13 protein-coding genes, 1 tRNA gene and 5 pseudogenes are annotated in these 18,197 nt (G+C 34.1%); 13 read left to right on the top strand and 6 right to left on the bottom strand.

The genetic code is table 11. From position 1 onward, the window contains the following. Window positions 1-31 precede the first annotated feature (31 nt). From ftsH to OPR42_RS03430, 5 genes and pseudogenes are all read right to left on the bottom strand, one after another. Window positions 32-1,834, bottom strand: a pseudogene (gene ftsH, locus OPR42_RS03410) (ATP-dependent zinc metalloprotease FtsH); the annotation flags it as partial. 12 nt (window positions 1,835-1,846) lie between these two features. Beyond that, window positions 1,847-1,996 (bottom strand): annotated as a pseudogene (locus tag OPR42_RS03415) (tRNA lysidine(34) synthetase TilS); the annotation flags it as partial. A gap of 57 nt (window positions 1,997-2,053) precedes the next feature. Further along, window positions 2,054-3,067, bottom strand: a complete 1,014-nt coding sequence (locus OPR42_RS03420) for an ATP-binding protein (protein WP_265041823.1) — start codon at window positions 3,065-3,067, stop codon at window positions 2,054-2,056. Window positions 3,068-3,195: 128 nt separating this feature from the next. Further along, the gene (gene tilS / locus OPR42_RS03425; RefSeq protein ID WP_265041825.1) at window positions 3,196-4,488 is read right to left on the bottom strand and encodes a tRNA lysidine(34) synthetase TilS; all 1,293 of its coding nucleotides are present in this window, start codon (window positions 4,486-4,488) and stop codon (window positions 3,196-3,198) included. 142 nt (window positions 4,489-4,630) lie between these two features. Beyond that, on the bottom strand, window positions 4,631-5,110 hold the full coding sequence (locus tag OPR42_RS03430; protein ID WP_007302208.1) for an OmpA family protein: 480 nt from the start codon (window positions 5,108-5,110) through the stop codon (window positions 4,631-4,633). Between the two features lie 274 nt (window positions 5,111-5,384). On the opposite strand from OPR42_RS03430, the gene OPR42_RS03435 reads away from it, so the two are divergent. From OPR42_RS03435 to OPR42_RS03485, 11 genes and pseudogenes are all read left to right on the top strand, one after another. Continuing rightward, window positions 5,385-6,803, top strand: coding sequence for a gluzincin family metallopeptidase (locus OPR42_RS03435; RefSeq protein ID WP_010403317.1), 1,419 nt, complete (start codon window positions 5,385-5,387; stop codon window positions 6,801-6,803). 20 nt (window positions 6,804-6,823) lie between these two features. Continuing rightward, window positions 6,824-7,891, top strand: a complete 1,068-nt coding sequence (locus OPR42_RS03440) for a rod shape-determining protein (protein ID WP_064085834.1) — start codon at window positions 6,824-6,826, stop codon at window positions 7,889-7,891. A 227-nt stretch (window positions 7,892-8,118) separates the two neighbouring features. Next, on the top strand, window positions 8,119-9,231 hold the full coding sequence (gene mnmA, locus OPR42_RS03445) for a tRNA 2-thiouridine(34) synthase MnmA (RefSeq protein ID WP_265042363.1): 1,113 nt from the start codon (window positions 8,119-8,121) through the stop codon (window positions 9,229-9,231). Between the two features lie 112 nt (window positions 9,232-9,343). After that, a complete protein-coding gene (locus OPR42_RS03450; protein ID WP_265041828.1) occupies window positions 9,344-10,234 on the top strand; it encodes a WD1261 family protein in 891 nt (296 codons plus the stop codon). Between the two features lie 164 nt (window positions 10,235-10,398). After that, window positions 10,399-10,638: a hypothetical protein gene (locus tag OPR42_RS03455; protein WP_265041830.1), complete on the top strand. Its 240-nt coding sequence runs from the start codon at window positions 10,399-10,401 to the stop codon at window positions 10,636-10,638. 75 nt (window positions 10,639-10,713) lie between these two features. Then, window positions 10,714-11,220, top strand: coding sequence for an inorganic diphosphatase (gene ppa, locus OPR42_RS03460; RefSeq protein WP_265041832.1), 507 nt, complete (start codon window positions 10,714-10,716; stop codon window positions 11,218-11,220). Between the two features lie 108 nt (window positions 11,221-11,328). Next, window positions 11,329-11,419 (top strand) — tRNA-Ser (locus OPR42_RS03465). A gap of 111 nt (window positions 11,420-11,530) precedes the next feature. Continuing rightward, the gene (locus OPR42_RS03470; protein WP_264377203.1) at window positions 11,531-12,658 is read left to right on the top strand and encodes a SurA N-terminal domain-containing protein; all 1,128 of its coding nucleotides are present in this window, start codon (window positions 11,531-11,533) and stop codon (window positions 12,656-12,658) included. A gap of 33 nt (window positions 12,659-12,691) precedes the next feature. Then, window positions 12,692-13,321 (top strand): ferredoxin reductase domain-containing protein, encoded by a 630-nt coding sequence (locus OPR42_RS03475; protein ID WP_265041835.1) that lies wholly within the window; start codon window positions 12,692-12,694, stop codon window positions 13,319-13,321. Next, window positions 13,305-13,856, top strand: coding sequence for a 5-formyltetrahydrofolate cyclo-ligase (locus OPR42_RS03480; protein ID WP_010403418.1), 552 nt, complete (start codon window positions 13,305-13,307; stop codon window positions 13,854-13,856). Before OPR42_RS03475 ends, OPR42_RS03480 begins: the two co-directional genes overlap by 17 nt. Before the next feature lie 87 nt (window positions 13,857-13,943). Continuing rightward, a pseudogene (locus OPR42_RS03485) lies at window positions 13,944-14,544 on the top strand (IS630 transposase-related protein); the annotation flags it as partial. A gap of 35 nt (window positions 14,545-14,579) precedes the next feature. Here OPR42_RS03485 and OPR42_RS03490 read toward each other — a convergent pair. Beyond that, window positions 14,580-15,697, bottom strand: a pseudogene (locus tag OPR42_RS03490) (IS256 family transposase). 231 nt (window positions 15,698-15,928) lie between these two features. Here OPR42_RS03490 and OPR42_RS03495 point away from each other — a divergent pair. Beyond that, window positions 15,929-16,813 (top strand): annotated as a pseudogene (locus OPR42_RS03495) (IS110 family RNA-guided transposase); the annotation flags it as partial. Between the two features lie 105 nt (window positions 16,814-16,918). After that, window positions 16,919-18,196 (top strand): IS4 family transposase, encoded by a 1,278-nt coding sequence (locus OPR42_RS03500; protein WP_265041416.1) that lies wholly within the window; start codon window positions 16,919-16,921, stop codon window positions 18,194-18,196. Window position 18,197 lies beyond the last annotated feature (1 nt).

Here is an 18,197-nt window from a genome sequence, read left to right on the forward strand (position 1 = left end):
CTTATTAGAGAGAGGATCTTCTTATCTCTTCTTTACCTTCATTTTCACTTCTAACAATTTTTTTTCCACTTAATATGTCTCTTATTTCATCTCCTGTTAAAGTTTCAAACTCCAGTAGATTTTCAGCAATGAGCTCCAAGTCTTTCCTACGCTTGGTTAAAATGTCTTTTGCTTTTTCATAGCAAGAAAATACGACTTTCTTTACTTCCTCATCTATAAGTCTTAACGTATCTTCAGAAATTGTCTCAGAATCATGTGTGATTTGTTCGCGATTATGATAGATCGGACCTATTTTGTCGCTCATTCCCCACTTTGTCACCATAGAACGTGATAAATCTGATGCTAGTTTTATATCTGAAGATGCACCGCTTGTGACTTTATCATAGCCAAAAATTAGCTCTTCTGCCACACGTCCACCCATTGCAACAGTTATATCTGCTAGCATCTTTTCTCTTGTGAGGGACACTCTATCTGTTTCTGGTAGTCTCATAACTAAACCGAGTGCTCTACCACGTGGAATAATTGTTGCTTTGTGTATAGGATCAGAAGCAGGCATATTAACTGAAACTACTGCATGACCAGCTTCATGGTAAGCAGTAAGCTTTTTTTCTTCTTCTGTAATGACTAAGGACCTTCTTTCCATGCCCATCATCACTTTATCACGTGCATACTCAAAATCATCCATGGTAACAATTTTCTTATTTCTTCTTGCAGCAATAAGCGCAGACTCATTCACTAAATTTGCTAGATCAGCCCCTGAAAAACCTGGCGTTCCCCTCGCAACTGTTTTTACGTTTACATCTGGTGCTATCGATATTTTCTTTATATGCGTATTTAATATTCTCTCACGCCCATTTATATCAGGTAAAGAAATAGTAATCTGTCGGTCAAAACGACCAGGTCTAAGTAGTGCTGGATCTAGGACGTCTGGACGGTTAGTTGCAGCAATTATTATCACACCTTCATTAGACTCGAAACCATCCATCTCAACCAGTAACTGGTTTAATGTTTGTTCCCTTTCGTCGTTACCGCCACCAAGACCGATGCCGCGATGCCTACCTACTGCATCTATTTCGTCTATGAAAATTATACAAGGAGCATTTTTCTTACCTTGATCAAACATATCCCGGACACGGCTTGCACCAACACCGACAAACATTTCAACGAAATCAGATCCAGAAATACTAAAAAACGGTACATTAGCTTCACCTGCAATTGCACGAGCAAGTAGAGTTTTACCAGTTCCAGGGGAACCAATTAAAAGGCATCCTTTTGGTATCTTCCCACCTAACACTTGAAATTTTTGCCTTTGTTTAAGAAAATCAACAATTTCAACCAACTCTTCTTTTGCTTCATCAATCCCAGCAACATCATCAAATGTCACTTTTTTTCCAGTAGTCATAAGCCTAGCTTTTGATTTGCCAAAGCTTATAGTTCTATTACCTCCTGCTTGCGTTTGTTTAAAAAGGAAAAGTAATAAACCGATAAAGATAAGGGTCGGAACCCATTGAATAAGTAATCCACCAATTATACCTATTGCAGAGTCTCCAATTGAAAAGGAGAACTTCACTTTCCTATCATGCAAACTTTTTATTAAGTCACTATATATAACACCACTTGAGTTAAAGGCTGACCCATCCCTAAACTTCCCTTCGATGCTTTGGTTTCTTATTGTAATATTTTCTATATCATTATCTTCTAGTCTAGTTAAAAATTCTGAAAAAGGTATGGTTGTTTTACTCTTACCTATACTTCCGCTAAATTGAATATAAGCAACTGAAATAAGAACAATAATCACTAACCAGATCAATAAGCCTTCTAAAAATTTTTTCATTTACATTTCTAATTAAATACTAATCAAGCTTACCAAATTTTGTTTTATCGTGCTATTAATAATGCATCGAATCTTATCATCACCGTATTTCTCCGTTGTAATTTACATCAGGATAAGCAACCACCTTTCCATTTTTTTCACTGTTGGAAAAGAGTAGTAAACTTTAGAAAAATAATTACAAATTTAAAAAATTGTTTTTCACTGCAATAAGTATATGTGTTATGTACTGGTAAGATGCTGCTGCATATAATTTTCTACAGCAGGTTGTAGTAATGCACTTATTACATTATTACCTGTATTGCTCGCTTTTCTATTCTTGAATTTTTTATGTGTACTATTAAACTCTTCAAGTGCTTTTGTAAAATCACCCATGCTAACAACAGGTTCTTCCATTTTTTGCTCTTGAGTACGCCTTATAGTATTATGCTTGGCCTCATTTACTAAATTAGATAACTCAGCACCTGAATAGCCTTCAGTTTTTTCTGCAATTTCTTTAAGGTTTAGATCTGATCCAACTGGCACATTCTTCATATAAAGATCTAATATCTTTTCTCGTGAGCCCAATTCTGGTAGGCGAATATAGATATGCTTAGAAAAACGGCCAGGCCTAAGAAGCGCTTCATCTAAAACTTCACGACGATTAGTTGCAGCAATTACTATTATACCCTTGCTAACATTAAAACCATCCATTTCAATCAATAATTGGTTTAAAGTTTTGTTATGGTCCTCGTTTATAGCTCTATTAGATTGGCTCCTAGAGTCAATACGTTCTGAACCGATAGAATCTATCTCATCTATAAAAATTACACAAGGAGCCTTTTTTCTTGCTGTTTGAAAAAGTTCTTGTATATTGTGTGCACCTTGATTAACAAATTGACCAGCAATAATAGCTCCGGAAGTGGAAAAAAACGGAAGCTTAGCTTCACCTGCAACAGTGCGAGCAAGAAGTGTTTTACCATTTCCTGGTGGACCGTGTAAAAGGTAACCTTGTGGTGGCTTAAAGCCAACTTTTTCAAACATTATTTTTGTCTCTTGTGATATAATATCACAAATCATTCGTAACTCTTCTTTTACTTCATCTGATACTATAACATCGTTAAACGTTACTTCTTGCTTACTTTGCTCAACTTCTATTACTTTAGATGGTGTCATTAAATAGATAACAAAACCTAATACAGCTGCAGTGCATATTACTGAACATGTCACTACAGCAGATGTTATAATAATAGGCATGAAGGATATAGTGGCTGCAGCAGCTTTAATTAAAAAAAAAGAACATACATAAGATAAATAAAAGCAGCGATTGTTAGACATAATAAAACAAATTTAAAAAACCTTGCCCCACTCATTGTAATCCTTAATTAAACATCAATTAACTTTAGCAAATTTTCCTTTATTATGCTAGTGATAAAATATTTAATCTCATCATCACCAATATGCTTGCTATCATGTTTTATACATGGATAAGCAAGCATCTTTCCATCTTTTTGTACTGTAGGCAAAGAATAGTAAACTTCAGAGCAATAATCATAATTTTTTAGAAATTCAGGGATTTTTTGTGTTTTTTTTAGCGGAGCAATAGTTACTGAACACTCCTGATCTCCAAATATTGTGCAGCTAAACCTGTTATCCCATTCAATAGAACCATTTAATGGTAAGTGTACAGTAATTTCCTGTATATTTGACGATTCTCTCATTATCAAAATACTTTCTCCATATTTTCTTATTTTGCATCCATAGAGTGTGCAATTAACATCACTATTTTGTTGCAATATTCTATTAAATATTGCGATAAGGCTACGGCACCTTGGTTTATAGTGCTTGTTGACAATTGCCATTATAGAATAAAGAAGAAGCCTTAAAGCTATTTCCTCTGGCAGTTTATAAAGTTCATCTAGTTTAATTTCAATATAACCAAGATCATGAATATTAACGCAGTCATTAAGTGCAAGGCGTGTGTAGTGCATCAACGCTTTTGCAGCTCTTTTCATATGAAGGGCTGTGAGGCATATTCGCTCTGTTAAAATCTCTTGATTGTCACTTGCTTTAAGTAAGTTACGGTATAAAGTTCGTCTGTATTTTAAGTCATAATTGCTTCTATCTTCGATCCATTTTAACCGGTGAAGATTAGCGTACTTTTCTATTTCACTACGACTAAAATTTAACAACGGCCTAAATATATAAATACCATTTAAGAAAGATTTGTAATCCATTGATGATAATCCATCTACTCCACTACCTCGCTCCAATCTTAATAAGAACGTTTCTGCTTGATCATCTTTGTGATGAGCAACGAGCAAACATTTAACATTATTGTTTTTACACCACTCTGCTAGTAACTTATATCGTGCTTTTCGTGCCTGTAACTGAATATTACCTTTAATATTTTGCTTCTCCCAATTTAATATGAACGATTCCTTTGCTCCAAGTTCTTTTGCATAACTTATAACAAAATCAGCTTCTTTTTGAGACTCTGAACGTAACCCATGATTTACTGTTAATGCTATAGGAAGTGAAAGCTTGTTTTTTTTTGCCCAGTTAGTCATTAAATGCAGTAAGACTATACTATCTACACCACCTGATACTGCAACTGCGATTTGGTTATGGAAAGCAAAGCTATTAGCTATATTTTGAAATAATAACTCTAATTTCATTATGTTTCTTGATGGCCAGATAGTCTCTACGTCATACAGCGACCTATTTGTGGTATATATAGATCCCGCTAACAAGCAGCGGAATTGCTCTCTTTTGTCATCCCAGTGCTTGACACTGGGATCCAGGTTTTAATGCAAGAAACTACTTCTTTATTCCAGAAAATGAAAATTCCACTCTACGATTTTTAGCATGCTCTTTTTCATATTTGGAATTTCTAGAATCATCTTTTACATTAACCAAAGGCTCAGTTTCACCTTTAGAAGCAGTTTTTATTCTATTTTCTAGATAAGGTGTACAGCTGACCATAAATTTTTTAGCTGCATCTGCTCTTCTAGCTCCTAGTGCAAGATTATACTCGTGAGAACCACGATTGTCAGTATGACCAGTTAAAGTGACCTTTGCGTCAGGATTATTTTGTAACACTTCCATCACGTCAAGTAATGCATCTGCACTCACTTCACTGATACTAGATTCATCATAACCAAAGAAAACTCTTTTATCACCTATCTGCTTAACAACAGCATTCATTTTATTTGTCGTATTTACTCCTTTTTTAGGGCAAGAACTTACACCAGTAAGCAGTAAACAAAAACAACACATTATAATCAGTCTACTCCACATCACTAAACCTCCATAAATTTAAAATATAGTGCGTAATTTTAATTTTAGTACTAATAATCCCTCTATACTAGAATAGAGTCAAGGGAAATAAAATACTAAATGTTTTCTTTACAATCTTATAATTAATTTTCTGATAAGATGCTCAATTCTTAGCAATGAAGTACAATAAAAGAATAAAAATACAATTTTTTATTGTACTTTAAGCAAATATACTTTTAACTTTATTATTAATCTATTACGATATTAAGCAGATGTTTCAAAGCAATGAATAAAAATGAGATCTTATAAGTTTTTAGAGGAAGTATTACATAAGGTAAGGAATATCGAAAACACACTAAAACTACTAAGCAAAAGCCAATTGAATGTAGAGGACAAAGTTGAACAAATGTGTCTTCTAGAGGAAATCAGACATGAAATTATCTCTCATGATGCAATAAAGGAATCATTAGCGAATGCTCTTAGGAATAAAAAGAGTGCTAATATTCAGCAGCTAAAGTTAATAGAGGGGATACACAAAAGCAGCAGTGCTATTCCTGTTGATTTAGTAAAATCTTTGTCCAAAGCTAAGATTGAATGCCAAAACTTATGGAGGCTAACTAATTCTGAAATTAGTAACTTAGAAAAGCTGAAAGAATGCTTTACTAACCTAATTAAGCTTACTCGTGAAGCAGCTTCTATAAAATCGCAGCAATTAAAGCGCTCAAACTATGAGTCATTGCTTGCTGACTATGACTCTAATATCACAGAAAAGAACATAAAGGAAATATTTCCTAAGCTAGGTAAATTTTTTAGTGAAAATGTAGAGAAAGTAACTCAAAAGCAGAAGAAGGATAAGGTTACTAATATACAAAAAGTTACGGTTCAGAGACAGATTGAACTTGGTTCCTTATTCTTACAGCAAATGAGTGTTACACCAAATGAGATTTCCATTTCTTATTACGATCCTATCGATTATGATGAATCTGACCTTTGTTATGGTTTATTTTTACTTTTACGGCATACTGGTTATGCAATTCATCAAAAATGTTTAGCGCAAAATTCTATAAAGAGCTCAATTACGAAACATATTATGTATGAAACTCAAGGGTTATTCATGGAAAGGATCATTGGAACATCTAGAGAATTTATTGAGTTCATTCAACCACACATAAAGGAGAAACTTTCTACAAAAGGCAAAATTAATAGTAGTGTTGAAAATTTGTATTTGATTTTCAATAAAGTAAATCTTTCATCTTTTTTGAAGAATGCGGATGAATTTAGTTTATTGGCTCACATTATGCTAAGAACTAAATTAGAACAAGATCTAATAAATGGTACGTTAGAAGTTAAAGATCTACACGATAAATGGTTGGAAGGTATGAAGCATTACAAGATTTCAGTAAAAGCTAAAAATGAGCTAGACACTTATTTTCAAGATGAGTATTGGATAAGTGGTGTTATAGGCTACTTTCCTATTAAAGTCATAGCGTTAATCGCTGCTGTGCAGTTTTTTTCTTTCATTAAGAAAAATCATTACGAATTTTTAGATTCTATAGTAAAAGGAGATTTCAGTTTACTTATCGATTGGTTCTCTAAAAATGTATATAGTGCAAATTATGGCTTTTTGGAACAGCTAAAAAAGGTAACAGGTAGGGATTTAGATATTGAGTGCTACACTAGTTACTTATCTGAAAAGTATAATTTGTCTCAATAAATGGTTTTCTTGAGTTGTGTATGAGTTTTGTTCAGAATTTAATCAGAAATTTTTTTACTTTCAAAGGTTTATTTGCTAGCGATATTGCTATAGATCTTGGTACTGCAAATACTTTAGTTTATCAGAAAAGTCAGGGGATAGTGCTTGATGAACCCTCAGTTGTAGCAAGAGTAAAAGAAAAAGGAAGTTACGTTCCTTATGCTTTTGGCAAAAAAGCTAAGATGATGCTCGGAAAAACACCTGGAGAAATAGAAGCGATAAGGCCCTTGAAAGACGGAGTTATTGCTGATTTTAAAAGCGCGGAAGAAATGTTAAAATATTTCATACGCAGCGCAAACACAAGATTCACTGTTAATAAGCCTAATATTATCATATGTGTTCCATCTGGATCTACCCCAGTTGAAAGGCGTGCTATACAAGATGCAGCAGAAAGTGCTGGTGCAAATGAAGTATTCTTAATTGAAGAACCAATGGCTGCAGCAATTGGGGCTGGACTTCCAGTTACCGAACCTGAAGGTTCTATGATTGTTGACATAGGAGGTGGTACAACTGAAGTTGCAATTATTTCTTTAGGTGGAATTGTTTATTCACGTTCTGCCAGAGTAGGTGGCGATATTATGGATGAGGCAATAAAGTCATACATTCGTGAAAATCATAAGTTATTGATTGGCGAAACAACTGCTGAAAAAATTAAGAAAAACGTCGGTTCAGCCAGTCTGCCAGTTGAAAACAACAAAGAGGGAATGATAATTAAAGGCAGGGATTTAGTGAGTGGTATGCCAAAAGAAATGCTTTTATCAGAATATCAAGTTGCAGAGAGCCTAATAGAGCCTGTACATCAGATAATTTCTGCTATTAGAACTGCACTGGAGAGTACTCCACCTGAACTTTCTTCTGATATAGTTGATAGAGGAATAATTTTATCTGGTGGAGGTGGGTTATTGCGCAACTTGAGTAAAGTTATTAGTGAAACAACAAAATTACCAGTTCGTGTTGCAGATGATCCACTTTGTTGTGTTGCCCTGGGTAGTGGAAAAGTACTTGAAAACATGGACTATTTTGGCCATGTTTTATTCAAGCAAGATTAAATTGTTTTTGAAGGCAGTTTATCGAATTGTTTTGATGGAATTATGTAATATAAATGAGATCCCAGTGTCACGCACCAAGTAATTTAAAAGCAACTTCCAGCAGGAAGGGGTGTCATCCCAGCGCTTGACACTGGAACTTGACTACAAATAAGTACGCTGTTTCGATGAAATTGTGTAATAGAAACTGGATTCCAGTGCTTGACACCAGGTTTGTGTTTATAAATTATATGCTAAAAGAATTTGAAATTGAACCTTTATTAAAAGATAAAGCTCCGCATCAAACTAAGGCTATTGTTGCAATGTCCGGGGGAGTTGATAGCTCCGTTGCTGCAGCACTGCTGTATAACCTTGGGTACGAAGTGATAGGTGTGACTCTTCAGCTATATGGCACTGATGGCAATGCTAATGCAAGAAAAGGTGCATGCTGCGCTGGACAAGATATTTATGACGCCAAACGCGTAGCTGAAAGTGTTGGCTTTCCTCATTATATTTTAAATTACGAAGAAACATTTAAAAAGGAAGTAATAGAGGATTTTGCAAATACCTATATGCGTGGGGAAACCCCCATACCATGTGTAAGATGTAACCAAACAGTAAAATTCCGTGATCTATTGCAAGTCACAAAAAATCTTGGTGCGAATGTGCTCGTAACAGGACATTACGTAAGAAGATTAGAAGAAAATGGTGAGGTAAAGTTGTGCAGAAGTATTGATAAAAGTAAAGATCAAAGTTATTTTTTGTTTGCTACAACTGAGGAGCAGTTAAAGCTTTTGCGATTTCCACTAGGTGAGTTCTATAAAAGTGATATAAGAAAATTAGCAAAATATTTTAGCTTACAAATCTCTGAAAAGCCGGATAGTCAAGATATATGCTTTGTTTCCGAAAGCTATAGTAAAACAATAGCTAAATTAGCTCCACAATCTGTACAGAAAGGTAAAATAGTAGATATTCATGGAAAAGTGCTAGGTGAGCACAGCGGCATAGTAAATTTTACAGTGGGGCAGAGAAGAGGCCTCTGCATCGCACACAATGAGCCTCTTTACGTGATAAAAATTAATACAGAGAATAATGAGGTTATAGTAGGTCCGATCAACGCATTAATGCAAAAAAAAATATTGATCAAAGAGTTAAATTGGTTAGAACAACCAAAGGAAGGTATGGAAGTAACTGTGAAGCTCAGGTCATCACATGCAGGAAGCTTAGCGACAATATATTCAACTGACGAAAAGAACAAAGCCTGTGTAATTTTAAACGACGATTACTTTGGCATCAGTCCAGGTCAAGCCTGTGTAGCATATAAGGGCGAACAAGTTATCGGTGGAGGTTGGATATGCTCCTAACTTGGTGGTTTAATCTTTTAATGCAGAATGTAAACATACAATAAAATTTATTGCTGTTTTATCCTATATTCTTTATACTATAAAGATAATTATTATACTGTGGGCTAGAGGAATGGTTAAAGAAGTTGAAAAATTAATAAGAATTGTTGGTAAGGGCAATTTATTGGAAGCTGTATTCATTCGTGAAGGCAGTTTTCAACATGCTAACTTACATAACTGCATGGATCACAGAAATCATATAGGCCTATCTAAATTCATTAATAAAGAAGAACAAGAACCATTAGACAAATATTTTAACTTAAAATTTAGTCTACAAGGATTGTTTTTAATTTATGTTCAAGCTTATAGAGTTCTTGCAGAAAATGCTCAGTTCAATACTCAAGAAGTAATTGATAAAATATATGCTGCAGTTGAAAGTAAAAAAATACCTACTCTTTGTGACACTTCGAAGAAACTGCTAAGGGAAATTGTAGATCAAGTAGAATTGACAGAAGATCAAAAAAAACTAAAGCTTTTTAATATTCTAGCAAATCCGAAAGGTGAAGCTCTATTTAACAATAATGATGACTTTGAGAAACAAGTACTCAATAATGTTAAAAAGTTACTCAAAATAAGCTATGCAAATGAATTTGATAAAGAATTCAGCTTATGTAAAGAGGTAATAAATCATTATTATTCCATACATGATATAAAAGTCGATAAAGACATAGCATTACTGTTTTCTAGTTATGGTATATTTTCTACATGTACTGGAAATGGAGATATTTTATCACTCAATCAATATATTAATGAGAAAGCTAGAGTAATCAACACACCACTGTATTACAGTTACATCTTACAGTTAATAAACGTATTAAGAAAAATTGAGTTACCGTATAGAAATGGATTCACCAAGTATACACTTAATTATAGAGGTATAAGTGAATTGAACGGGACATTTACAGCTGCAAGAGAGCAAGACAGTCAAGATTCTCTATACCTAAAAATATCAAACGTACTCTAGAGCAACTACTAAAAAACCAAAATAGTGATGCATTTGAACAATTAGTAACAAACCCTGAGAATACGTATTACTCAGTGCCACAAAGTGAATGCAGACTAAACTCTACTATCAGTAACAAAAAAAACAAAAATCATAAAAACACATTTTGTAAATTAGCTTTAGGTATGTTTATATTGTCTATTGGATTATATACTGCTGATTATTTCTTTATGGAGCAAAAGTTATTCAACTCAATAACAAATATTTTGCCACAAAATAATCTCATCAATTTCATAGTTGCTGCAGTGCTTACTATCGTAATAGTATATGCCTTATCTCAATTGTTGAAACCACCACAGGAACCACCACTTTCAACAGTCGATGATGTGCGGAAGAAAAAATTAGAACCGCTCCATGCAAAATAAGCTCAGAACTACATAAATGTGGCAACTTAAAAGCACATATTGTATAATGCTTATTCTTAAGTTAAGAGGTAATTTATGGATTTAAGTAAAATAACAGCGGGACCAAATGCGGTGAATGTGGTAATTGAAATAGGCGCAAATGCTGAGCCTGTAAAGTATGAATTTAATAAAGAGCTCGGGTTATTACAAGTTGACAGATTTTTGTCTACTTCAATGACTTATCCTTGCAATTATGGATTTGTACCAAACACCTGTGCAGGTGATGGTGATCCTGTAGATGTTTTGGTGATAACTCAATTTCCTTTAGCATCTGGGGTTTTGATATCAGTGCGTCCAGTAGGTGCATTGCTCACTAAAGATGAAAAAGGAGAGGATGAAAAAATATTAGCCGTACCTATCTCCAGTGTTGATAGCTATTATGAGAATATAAAAAACTATTCTGACTTACCTAAAAACTTACTAGATAAAATTTCTCATTTCTTTTCTCATTATAAAGATTTAGAAAAGGGAAAAACGGTGACAGTTGGAGAATGGGCTGATGTAGAAGAAGCAAAAGAAATCATTGAAAAAAGTAGAAATTAGTTTGCATTAGAGCTGCTTAGAAAAATATTGTTGTTTTTAACATTGCGTTTAAAAGCATTAGACAGGCAGTAAAGGTCTTGATATTATATAATCTTAAGTTCTAAACTTGGAAGGGTGGCCGAGCGGCTGAAGGCGGCGGTTTGCTAAACCGTTATACGATTGAAAAGTCGTATCGAGGGTTCGAATCCCTCTCCTTCCGTATATTACTGTTTAGGTATTTATTAGAATTGCTTTATTTTCTCCTTTCGACTATTAGCTAGCATTCTCTCAGCATTTATTATAGAATTAGTTATTAGCTAAATAATTTTATATGCATAAAATACTAATTTTGATATTAATAATGCTGCCGCTTAGGTTACTTGCAACTGAGATTGAAATTGTTGCAGATGTAAATGGTGAGCCAATTTCAAATTTAGATATTGAAAAACGCGTCAATTTTATAAATTCATTGCTTGGCAATCAGAAGATTAATCAAAAAGAGGTAAAATCTCAAATTCTAAGACAGTTAATAGACGAAATTATCATTGTCAGCGAAGCACAGAAGATGAATATAGAATTGAGTAACGAGGAGTTAAATAATGCTGTCACGTTATTCTTAACTCAAAGTTTAAAACTTGAGGCTGATGAAGTTGATCAATACGTAAAAAAGCATAATATAGATCTCAATACCCTAAAAAAACAAGTAAAGTGTCAGCTACTGTGGAACAAGATTATTGAAGTAGGAATTGTGCCACTTGTCAATATCAGCGATAAAGAAGTGGACGATGTAAGAAAACAAAAAGAGAAACCTGACTACCTTATTACATTTCAGGAGTTTGTAATTCCTGATCAGAAGATGGCTGAAGATTTAATAAAACAATTACGTAGCAGTAATAATCCAGAATCTTCAATAAAGATGAGCAAAGCAACCGTTAATTTAAGTCAGCTAAAAGGTAAACTCAAGGACGTTTTGGAAGGATTAGAAATCAGTGATGTAGCAGGTCCGGTTAGTTTAAGCGAAGGTTACTCTGTTATAAAAGTCATAGATAAAGTACAGCTTAATCATACAATGCTGAAAAGTACTTTAAAACTGAAACAGGTTGTAGTTGAAGGTTCAGAAAGTTTACTCTCTAGTTTTAAGGAGCAAAAGGTCAGTTGTTTAAATTTTGACAAGTTAGCAGATGATTTCAAGTTGCCAAGCGTAAAAGAGTTTGAAATAAAAATGCGAAATTTAAATCCTGATTTACAGATTTTATTTAGTAAAACAAATATGAATGAAATAGTAGAATTAAGAGAAAATAGCACTGCAAAGTTGATGATGTTATGTGATATCAAAAATAATGCAATGGATATAGAAGCAATCAAACAGGAAATGTATCAACAAAAGATTATGATACAAAGCAACCTGTTATTGGATAATATGCGTAAAAATGCAGCTGTTAGTTATCAGTTTAATTGAAGTTAGAGAGGTTTTCTACTCCATAAAAAGTTTATGAAGAATATAATGCTCATTGGCGGTGGAGTTGGAAATGCAGTGTTATTTTCGATAGGGAAGGCATGTCTTGAAAACAATCATAAGGTTTTATATTTCGCTGGCTATAAAAAATTAAGTGATGTATTTAAACGAGCACTGATAGAACGTGCATCAAGTGCAGTAATTTGGGTATGTGAAGAAGGATTGATAGAAACAAGCAGAGAACAGGATAAATCCTTTCATGGTAATATAGTTGATGCAATAATCTCATATCAGCAAGGAAAGTTAGGTAAAATTACTATTAGTTTAAACACTATAGATAAAATCATCACTATTGGTTCTGATAAAATGATGAAAGCTATAAATGAAGCTAGAAAAACAATTTTAAAGCCATATCTAAAACCAAAACACATAGCAATATCATCAGTTAACTCTCCTATGCAGTGCATGATGAAAGAAATCTGCGCTCAATGTATTCAGCAACACATAAATAAGGAAACAGGAGAAATAAGTTTTGTTTATAGTTGCAGTAATCAAGACCAGGATATGGAGCTTGTTGACTTTGATTTTTTAAGTGAGCGCTTGAAGCAAAATAGTTTACAAGAAAAGCTCACTGCAAAATGGATAGAACATGTTCAAAGACACTAAACAGCACAAAGAGGAACTAAGGAAGCAATATAGAACCATAAGAAAAGATGTTGATGAAAGTTATTCTAGTTATGCAGCAAATTCTCTTATTAATCTCTTTAACAAAAACTTAAGTTGCGTTAAAGGTAAAACAATAGCAGCGTACATTCCAACAGACGGAGAAATTAATGTTGTGCCTTTGATGCATCATTTACTCGATTTAGGATATAAAGTAGCAATTCCTAATAAAAATAAGTTATTAAAATTTGAGGAATGGAATAAAGCAGATGAAGATATAATTCCCGACACAATCATTACCCCTATTGTTGCTTTTGATGATCATTTTAATAGGTTAGGTTTTGGCGGTGGTTGGTATGATGAAATGATAAAAAAATTACGGCCACTTGGAAAAATATTTATAGGTGTAGCCTATGAGAAGCAATATTGTAAAAATTTACCTGTAGAAAAACATGATCAAAAATTGGATATTATAATCACTGAGATGTGTGTTAGATGTAGAAGTGGATTGCTCAAAAAAGTGGATAGAAAGGAGTAGCATAGTCTCCCTCTTTCTGATAGTATAGCCCTTCTCATAATAATCCAAAAAGAGTAAGATATGGATTGATAGTAGTGGAAGGTAAGGATGCCAGTAGCAAATAGTTATGACTTAAGAAAAAAGGTAATGGAAGCATTGGATGAAGGAGAGAGTGGAGAAACTGTTGCCAAGAGATTTAAGATCGGAAAAACAACTTTATATGAGTGGAAGAAAAGACGTGAGAAAACGGGAGATTTTCAGTCAAAAAAGCCTGGAAGCGTGGCATAAAATTACCGACTGGAATGCATTTGCCGAATTTGCAAATGAGCAAGGTGGCAAAACTCAGTCAGAGATGCTGGGGCAATATTAGTAGACAAACAATTCATCGAGCACTTAAAAATATAGGATTCACAAGAAAAAAAAGACCTACGGATATAAAGAAAGAAATGAAGAAAAGCGAGCTCAATTTTCAAAGGTTATAGCAACAAAAGAACCTAAAGAATTAGTGTATATAGATGAGTCTGGACACTGAACCTATGGGTATTGCCAGAAAGGACAGCGGTTTTATGCCCTAAAATCTGGGAAGAAAACTCAACGAATTAGCATGGTTGCAGCCTTAAGTGGAAGAAAAATAATTGCTCCGTTAACCTTTGAAGGCCACTGCAATATGGATATCTTTAATAAATGGTTTGATCAGTTTCTGACACCGAGGGAGTGTTAAATAAAGTGTGTCAAACCACATTTTCAACTCAACTCAATTTTCAATCTACCAGGAAAGAAAATATCAAGCTGTGACATAGTTAATGCCCAATCACGTACAGGCATCGTCCACTTTTCTTCCACCTTTTTTATAGCACAATATACCTGTTTATACAAGGCATTTGTGCTGGTAAATGAGCCTTTGGTCTTGGTGAATTTTCTAATTTGCCTGTGTAGTCCCTCTATCGGATTAGTGGTGTAAATTACTCTCCTCATTGGATCAGAATACTTGAAATAACTAGACAAATTTTCCCAATTATTCTGCCACGATTTTATAACCATAGGGTACTTTGCACCCCATTTTTCATCCAGTTCTAGTAGATAATTCTCAGCAATTTCCTTGCTTGGTGCTTGATATACCTTCCTCAAATCACTTAAAAAGCTCTTTGTATCTTTGCTAGCCACATACTTCAATGAATTACGTATCTGATGCACTATACATTTCTGTATTAGGAAAGACGCTGTTTATAGCTGTAGGAAAGCTTTTTAACACAGGCTATTAGGATATCTTCTACACCTCTTTCCTTGAGGTCGTTTAGTACACCTAACCAGAAGTTCGCTCCTTCACTTTCAGCTAAATAGAAGCCTAACACCTCTTTTCTGCCATTCTGATCTATACCTAATATATTATACATGCACTTGCTTACACAGCGTCCGTCCTTTTTTACTTTAAAGAACATTCCATCCATAAAAACTATCGGATAAACTGCCTGTAAAGGACGACTGCGCCATTCGTTAATCACTGGCAATAATTTATCAGTAATACTGGATATTTCAGCAACCGATATCTTGTTGTCATAAATTTCTTCGACGTGTGACATTATGTCTCTATATCTCATACCGCTGGCAAACATGCTCAAAATCTTTGTTTCAAGTTCTGTTGTTTGCCTTTTTTTCACTATCTGTGGTTCAAAACTTCCCTCTCTGTCTCTTGGTGTCAATAGTTCAAATGAACCTGCACTTGTTTTCAAAGTTTTTCCATTCCTTCCGTTTCTACGATTGTTTTCTTCGCTTTCAGTAGATAAATGATGTTCTATTTCACCCTCCAAGCTTGCTTCAAGTAGCCTTTTTACAAATGGCGTTAATGCACCATCTTTTCCCATTAATGGTCTTGTATCTTGTAAAAAGCATCTAATGTTTTAAGCTTAAGCATTAGATGGAGAAGAGAAGAACTCTGTCAGTGGTCTTAGATATAAAATCTGTAAGGTAGATAAGAGTTCTCTTCTCAAGAGTACAGGCTGGACGGTATCGTAGAAAAACCTAAATGGTTCTAATTCTGTATTCACAAGACTAGCCTTACTTTTCATTTTTAATGGTAACGCATGGGGTTATATATGATCAACAACTTTTTAGGTATAGATGTATCGAAAGATCGCTTTGATGTTTTTCTCTCGTTCATAAGCAAAAAAGGAAGATGTGAAACTAGAAAAAGGAGTTTTAAAAACGAGGATTCTGGGTTTCAAGGTTTACTTAGCTTTCTACAAAAACATAATGTAGAAGAAGTAAAAGCCTGCATGGAGGCTACTGGTTGTTATAGCGAAGCTTTGGCTGAGTTTCTGCACAACGCTGGACATTCTGTTAGTGTTGTAAATCCTTATTGCATAAAATCTTATGCAAGGAGTAAGCTGATACGACAAAAGAATGATCAGACCGATGCAGAAGTTATTGCTGATTATTGCCAAAGACAGGAACCTTCTAGTTGGACACCACCTTCTCCTGAAATGAAAAAATTAAAACATCTTTATCGTTGCTCAGTTGCGTTAAAAGATGAGTTAACATTAGTAAATAACCACTTAGAAAAAAAAGAGAGACTGCTTAAAGAAGTTGCAAGTGCTTGGGAAGACCTTGCAATGAATATAGCTCAAAAAATAGAAACAATAAAAAACTCCGTACGTGAACTATTAAATCAACATAAAGAATTGTTGGAAAATTTTCAACTTCTATTGACTATTCCAGGAATAGGAGAAGAATCAGCAATAGCTATTTTAGCTGAAGTTCCTGACATAGAGGTTTTTAGAGATGCCAGGCAATTGGCAGCATATACAGGAGTTATACCACGAAATATGACGTCAGGTTCCTCTGTATATGCCAAACCCAGATTAAGTAAATCCGGTTCACAAACATTACGTAAAGCACTTTTCTTTCCTGCTATAGTAGCTAAGAATCACAATCCTATCATTATTAGTTTTTGCCAGAGATTAAAGGAAAAGGGTAAGCATAATACACTGCCATTAAGTTAAGGAAAAGTGATGAACTGTATTATAAAATCAGGTAAGATTCACAAATTAAAAGAAGTAATGACATGAGTAAAAAAAAGAATAATCATGTTTATAAAAAATAAATTGATGAGTTTAAACTTTATAAACGCACACAGAGCATCCTCAAAAGACTTCTCACGAAAAAGAAAGCTGCCCTTCGTTAATGTATTTCTCCTGATTTTTAGAAAGAGTGTAAAGTCATTACAAGTGATGCTTAATGAGTTTGTTCTGCATACAAGAAAAGATTATACAATTACGGCAAGTGCATTTACTCAAGCAAGAAAGAAGCTAAAACATACTGCGTTTTCAGAGTTAAATGATGATATAGTTTCCCTATACTACCAAGATCAGGAATTTAAAACCCACCATGGCTTCAGAGTACTTGCATTTGATGCTTCAATACTGATTCTGCCAAAGAGCGACAAAATAATAGGTGAGTTTGGCTCAAGAGCAGTATGGAATGGAATCCAGAGATTTGAAGACTATACAAGTGCAACCTTTGAAGTTTGCTACGATGTGCTAAATAATATTGCAATAAAATCTGTGCTAAGTAGAGGTGACAGCTATGAGGTTGATTTAGCAATCGGTATGCTTGAATCCATAAAATCAGACGATTTGTTAATCTGTGATAGAGGATACGTATCTTATCGATTTCTTGCTGAGCTTACAGGAAGGAAAATCAATTATATAATTCGCTGTTCAAGTTCGTCTTTCAATGAAATAAACACTATGTTTAAGCCGGAAAGCCCATCTAGTACGGTGGTAGTGTCTACCGCACCTATTAAAGTAGCAAGACAGCTACGAAAGCTAGGATTACCTGATGAGATGAAATTCAGGTTAGTCAAAATAATACTTTCTTCTGGCGAAGTTGAAGTGTTAGTAACATCTCTGTTAGATGAGAAACGTTTTACAGTTGAAGAGTTTGAGAGATTATATTACTTGCGCTGGGGAGTAGAAACATTTTTTTCTAGGCTGAAGGGAAGATTAAATTTAGAGAATTTCACAGGAAAAAGTATTGAAACTATCAAGCAGGATTTTTGGTCAACTATCTTCATCAGTAATCTAGAAAGTATCATGATAGAAGATGATGAAGAGACATTGAGCTCACAGAATAGTAAACTAAAAAAAAGCATCAATAAATCTGTCTCATTTAATGCGATTAAAAACTTAGCCTTTGATATTTTTTCTACAGAGTCAGACATAGACTGCATTATGTATCGACTATCACAGTTATTTTTGATGAACACTTTAGTGGTGAGAAAAGGGAGAAGAGTTGATCGTCATAAGATATCTGATATTCGTTCACTCAACTACCAGAAAAGAGCTAGAAAACATGTGTTTTAAA

This window comes from Wolbachia endosymbiont (group B) of Melanostoma mellinum, from assembly GCF_947251465.1.
In the GTDB taxonomy this organism is placed as follows: domain Bacteria; phylum Pseudomonadota; class Alphaproteobacteria; order Rickettsiales; family Anaplasmataceae; genus Wolbachia.

Coding starts and splice junctions, on each gene's coding strand:
- OPR42_RS03420 (WP_265041823.1), bottom strand. CDS start 3,067: ATGCCTATTATTATAACATCTGCTGTAGTGACATGTTCAGTAATATGC.
- tilS (WP_265041825.1), bottom strand. CDS start 4,488: ATGAAATTAGAGTTATTATTTCAAAATATAGCTAATAGCTTTGCTTTC.
- OPR42_RS03430 (WP_007302208.1), bottom strand. CDS start 5,110: ATGTGGAGTAGACTGATTATAATGTGTTGTTTTTGTTTACTGCTTACT.
- OPR42_RS03435 (WP_010403317.1), top strand. CDS start 5,385: ATGAGATCTTATAAGTTTTTAGAGGAAGTATTACATAAGGTAAGGAAT.
- OPR42_RS03440 (WP_064085834.1), top strand. CDS start 6,824: ATGAGTTTTGTTCAGAATTTAATCAGAAATTTTTTTACTTTCAAAGGT.
- mnmA (WP_265042363.1), top strand. CDS start 8,119: ATGCTAAAAGAATTTGAAATTGAACCTTTATTAAAAGATAAAGCTCCG.
- OPR42_RS03450 (WP_265041828.1), top strand. CDS start 9,344: ATGGTTAAAGAAGTTGAAAAATTAATAAGAATTGTTGGTAAGGGCAAT.
- OPR42_RS03455 (WP_265041830.1), top strand. CDS start 10,399: ATGTTTATATTGTCTATTGGATTATATACTGCTGATTATTTCTTTATG.
- ppa (WP_265041832.1), top strand. CDS start 10,714: ATGGATTTAAGTAAAATAACAGCGGGACCAAATGCGGTGAATGTGGTA.
- OPR42_RS03470 (WP_264377203.1), top strand. CDS start 11,531: ATGCATAAAATACTAATTTTGATATTAATAATGCTGCCGCTTAGGTTA.
- OPR42_RS03475 (WP_265041835.1), top strand. CDS start 12,692: ATGAAGAATATAATGCTCATTGGCGGTGGAGTTGGAAATGCAGTGTTA.
- OPR42_RS03480 (WP_010403418.1), top strand. CDS start 13,305: ATGTTCAAAGACACTAAACAGCACAAAGAGGAACTAAGGAAGCAATAT.
- OPR42_RS03500 (WP_265041416.1), top strand. CDS start 16,919: ATGTTTATAAAAAATAAATTGATGAGTTTAAACTTTATAAACGCACAC.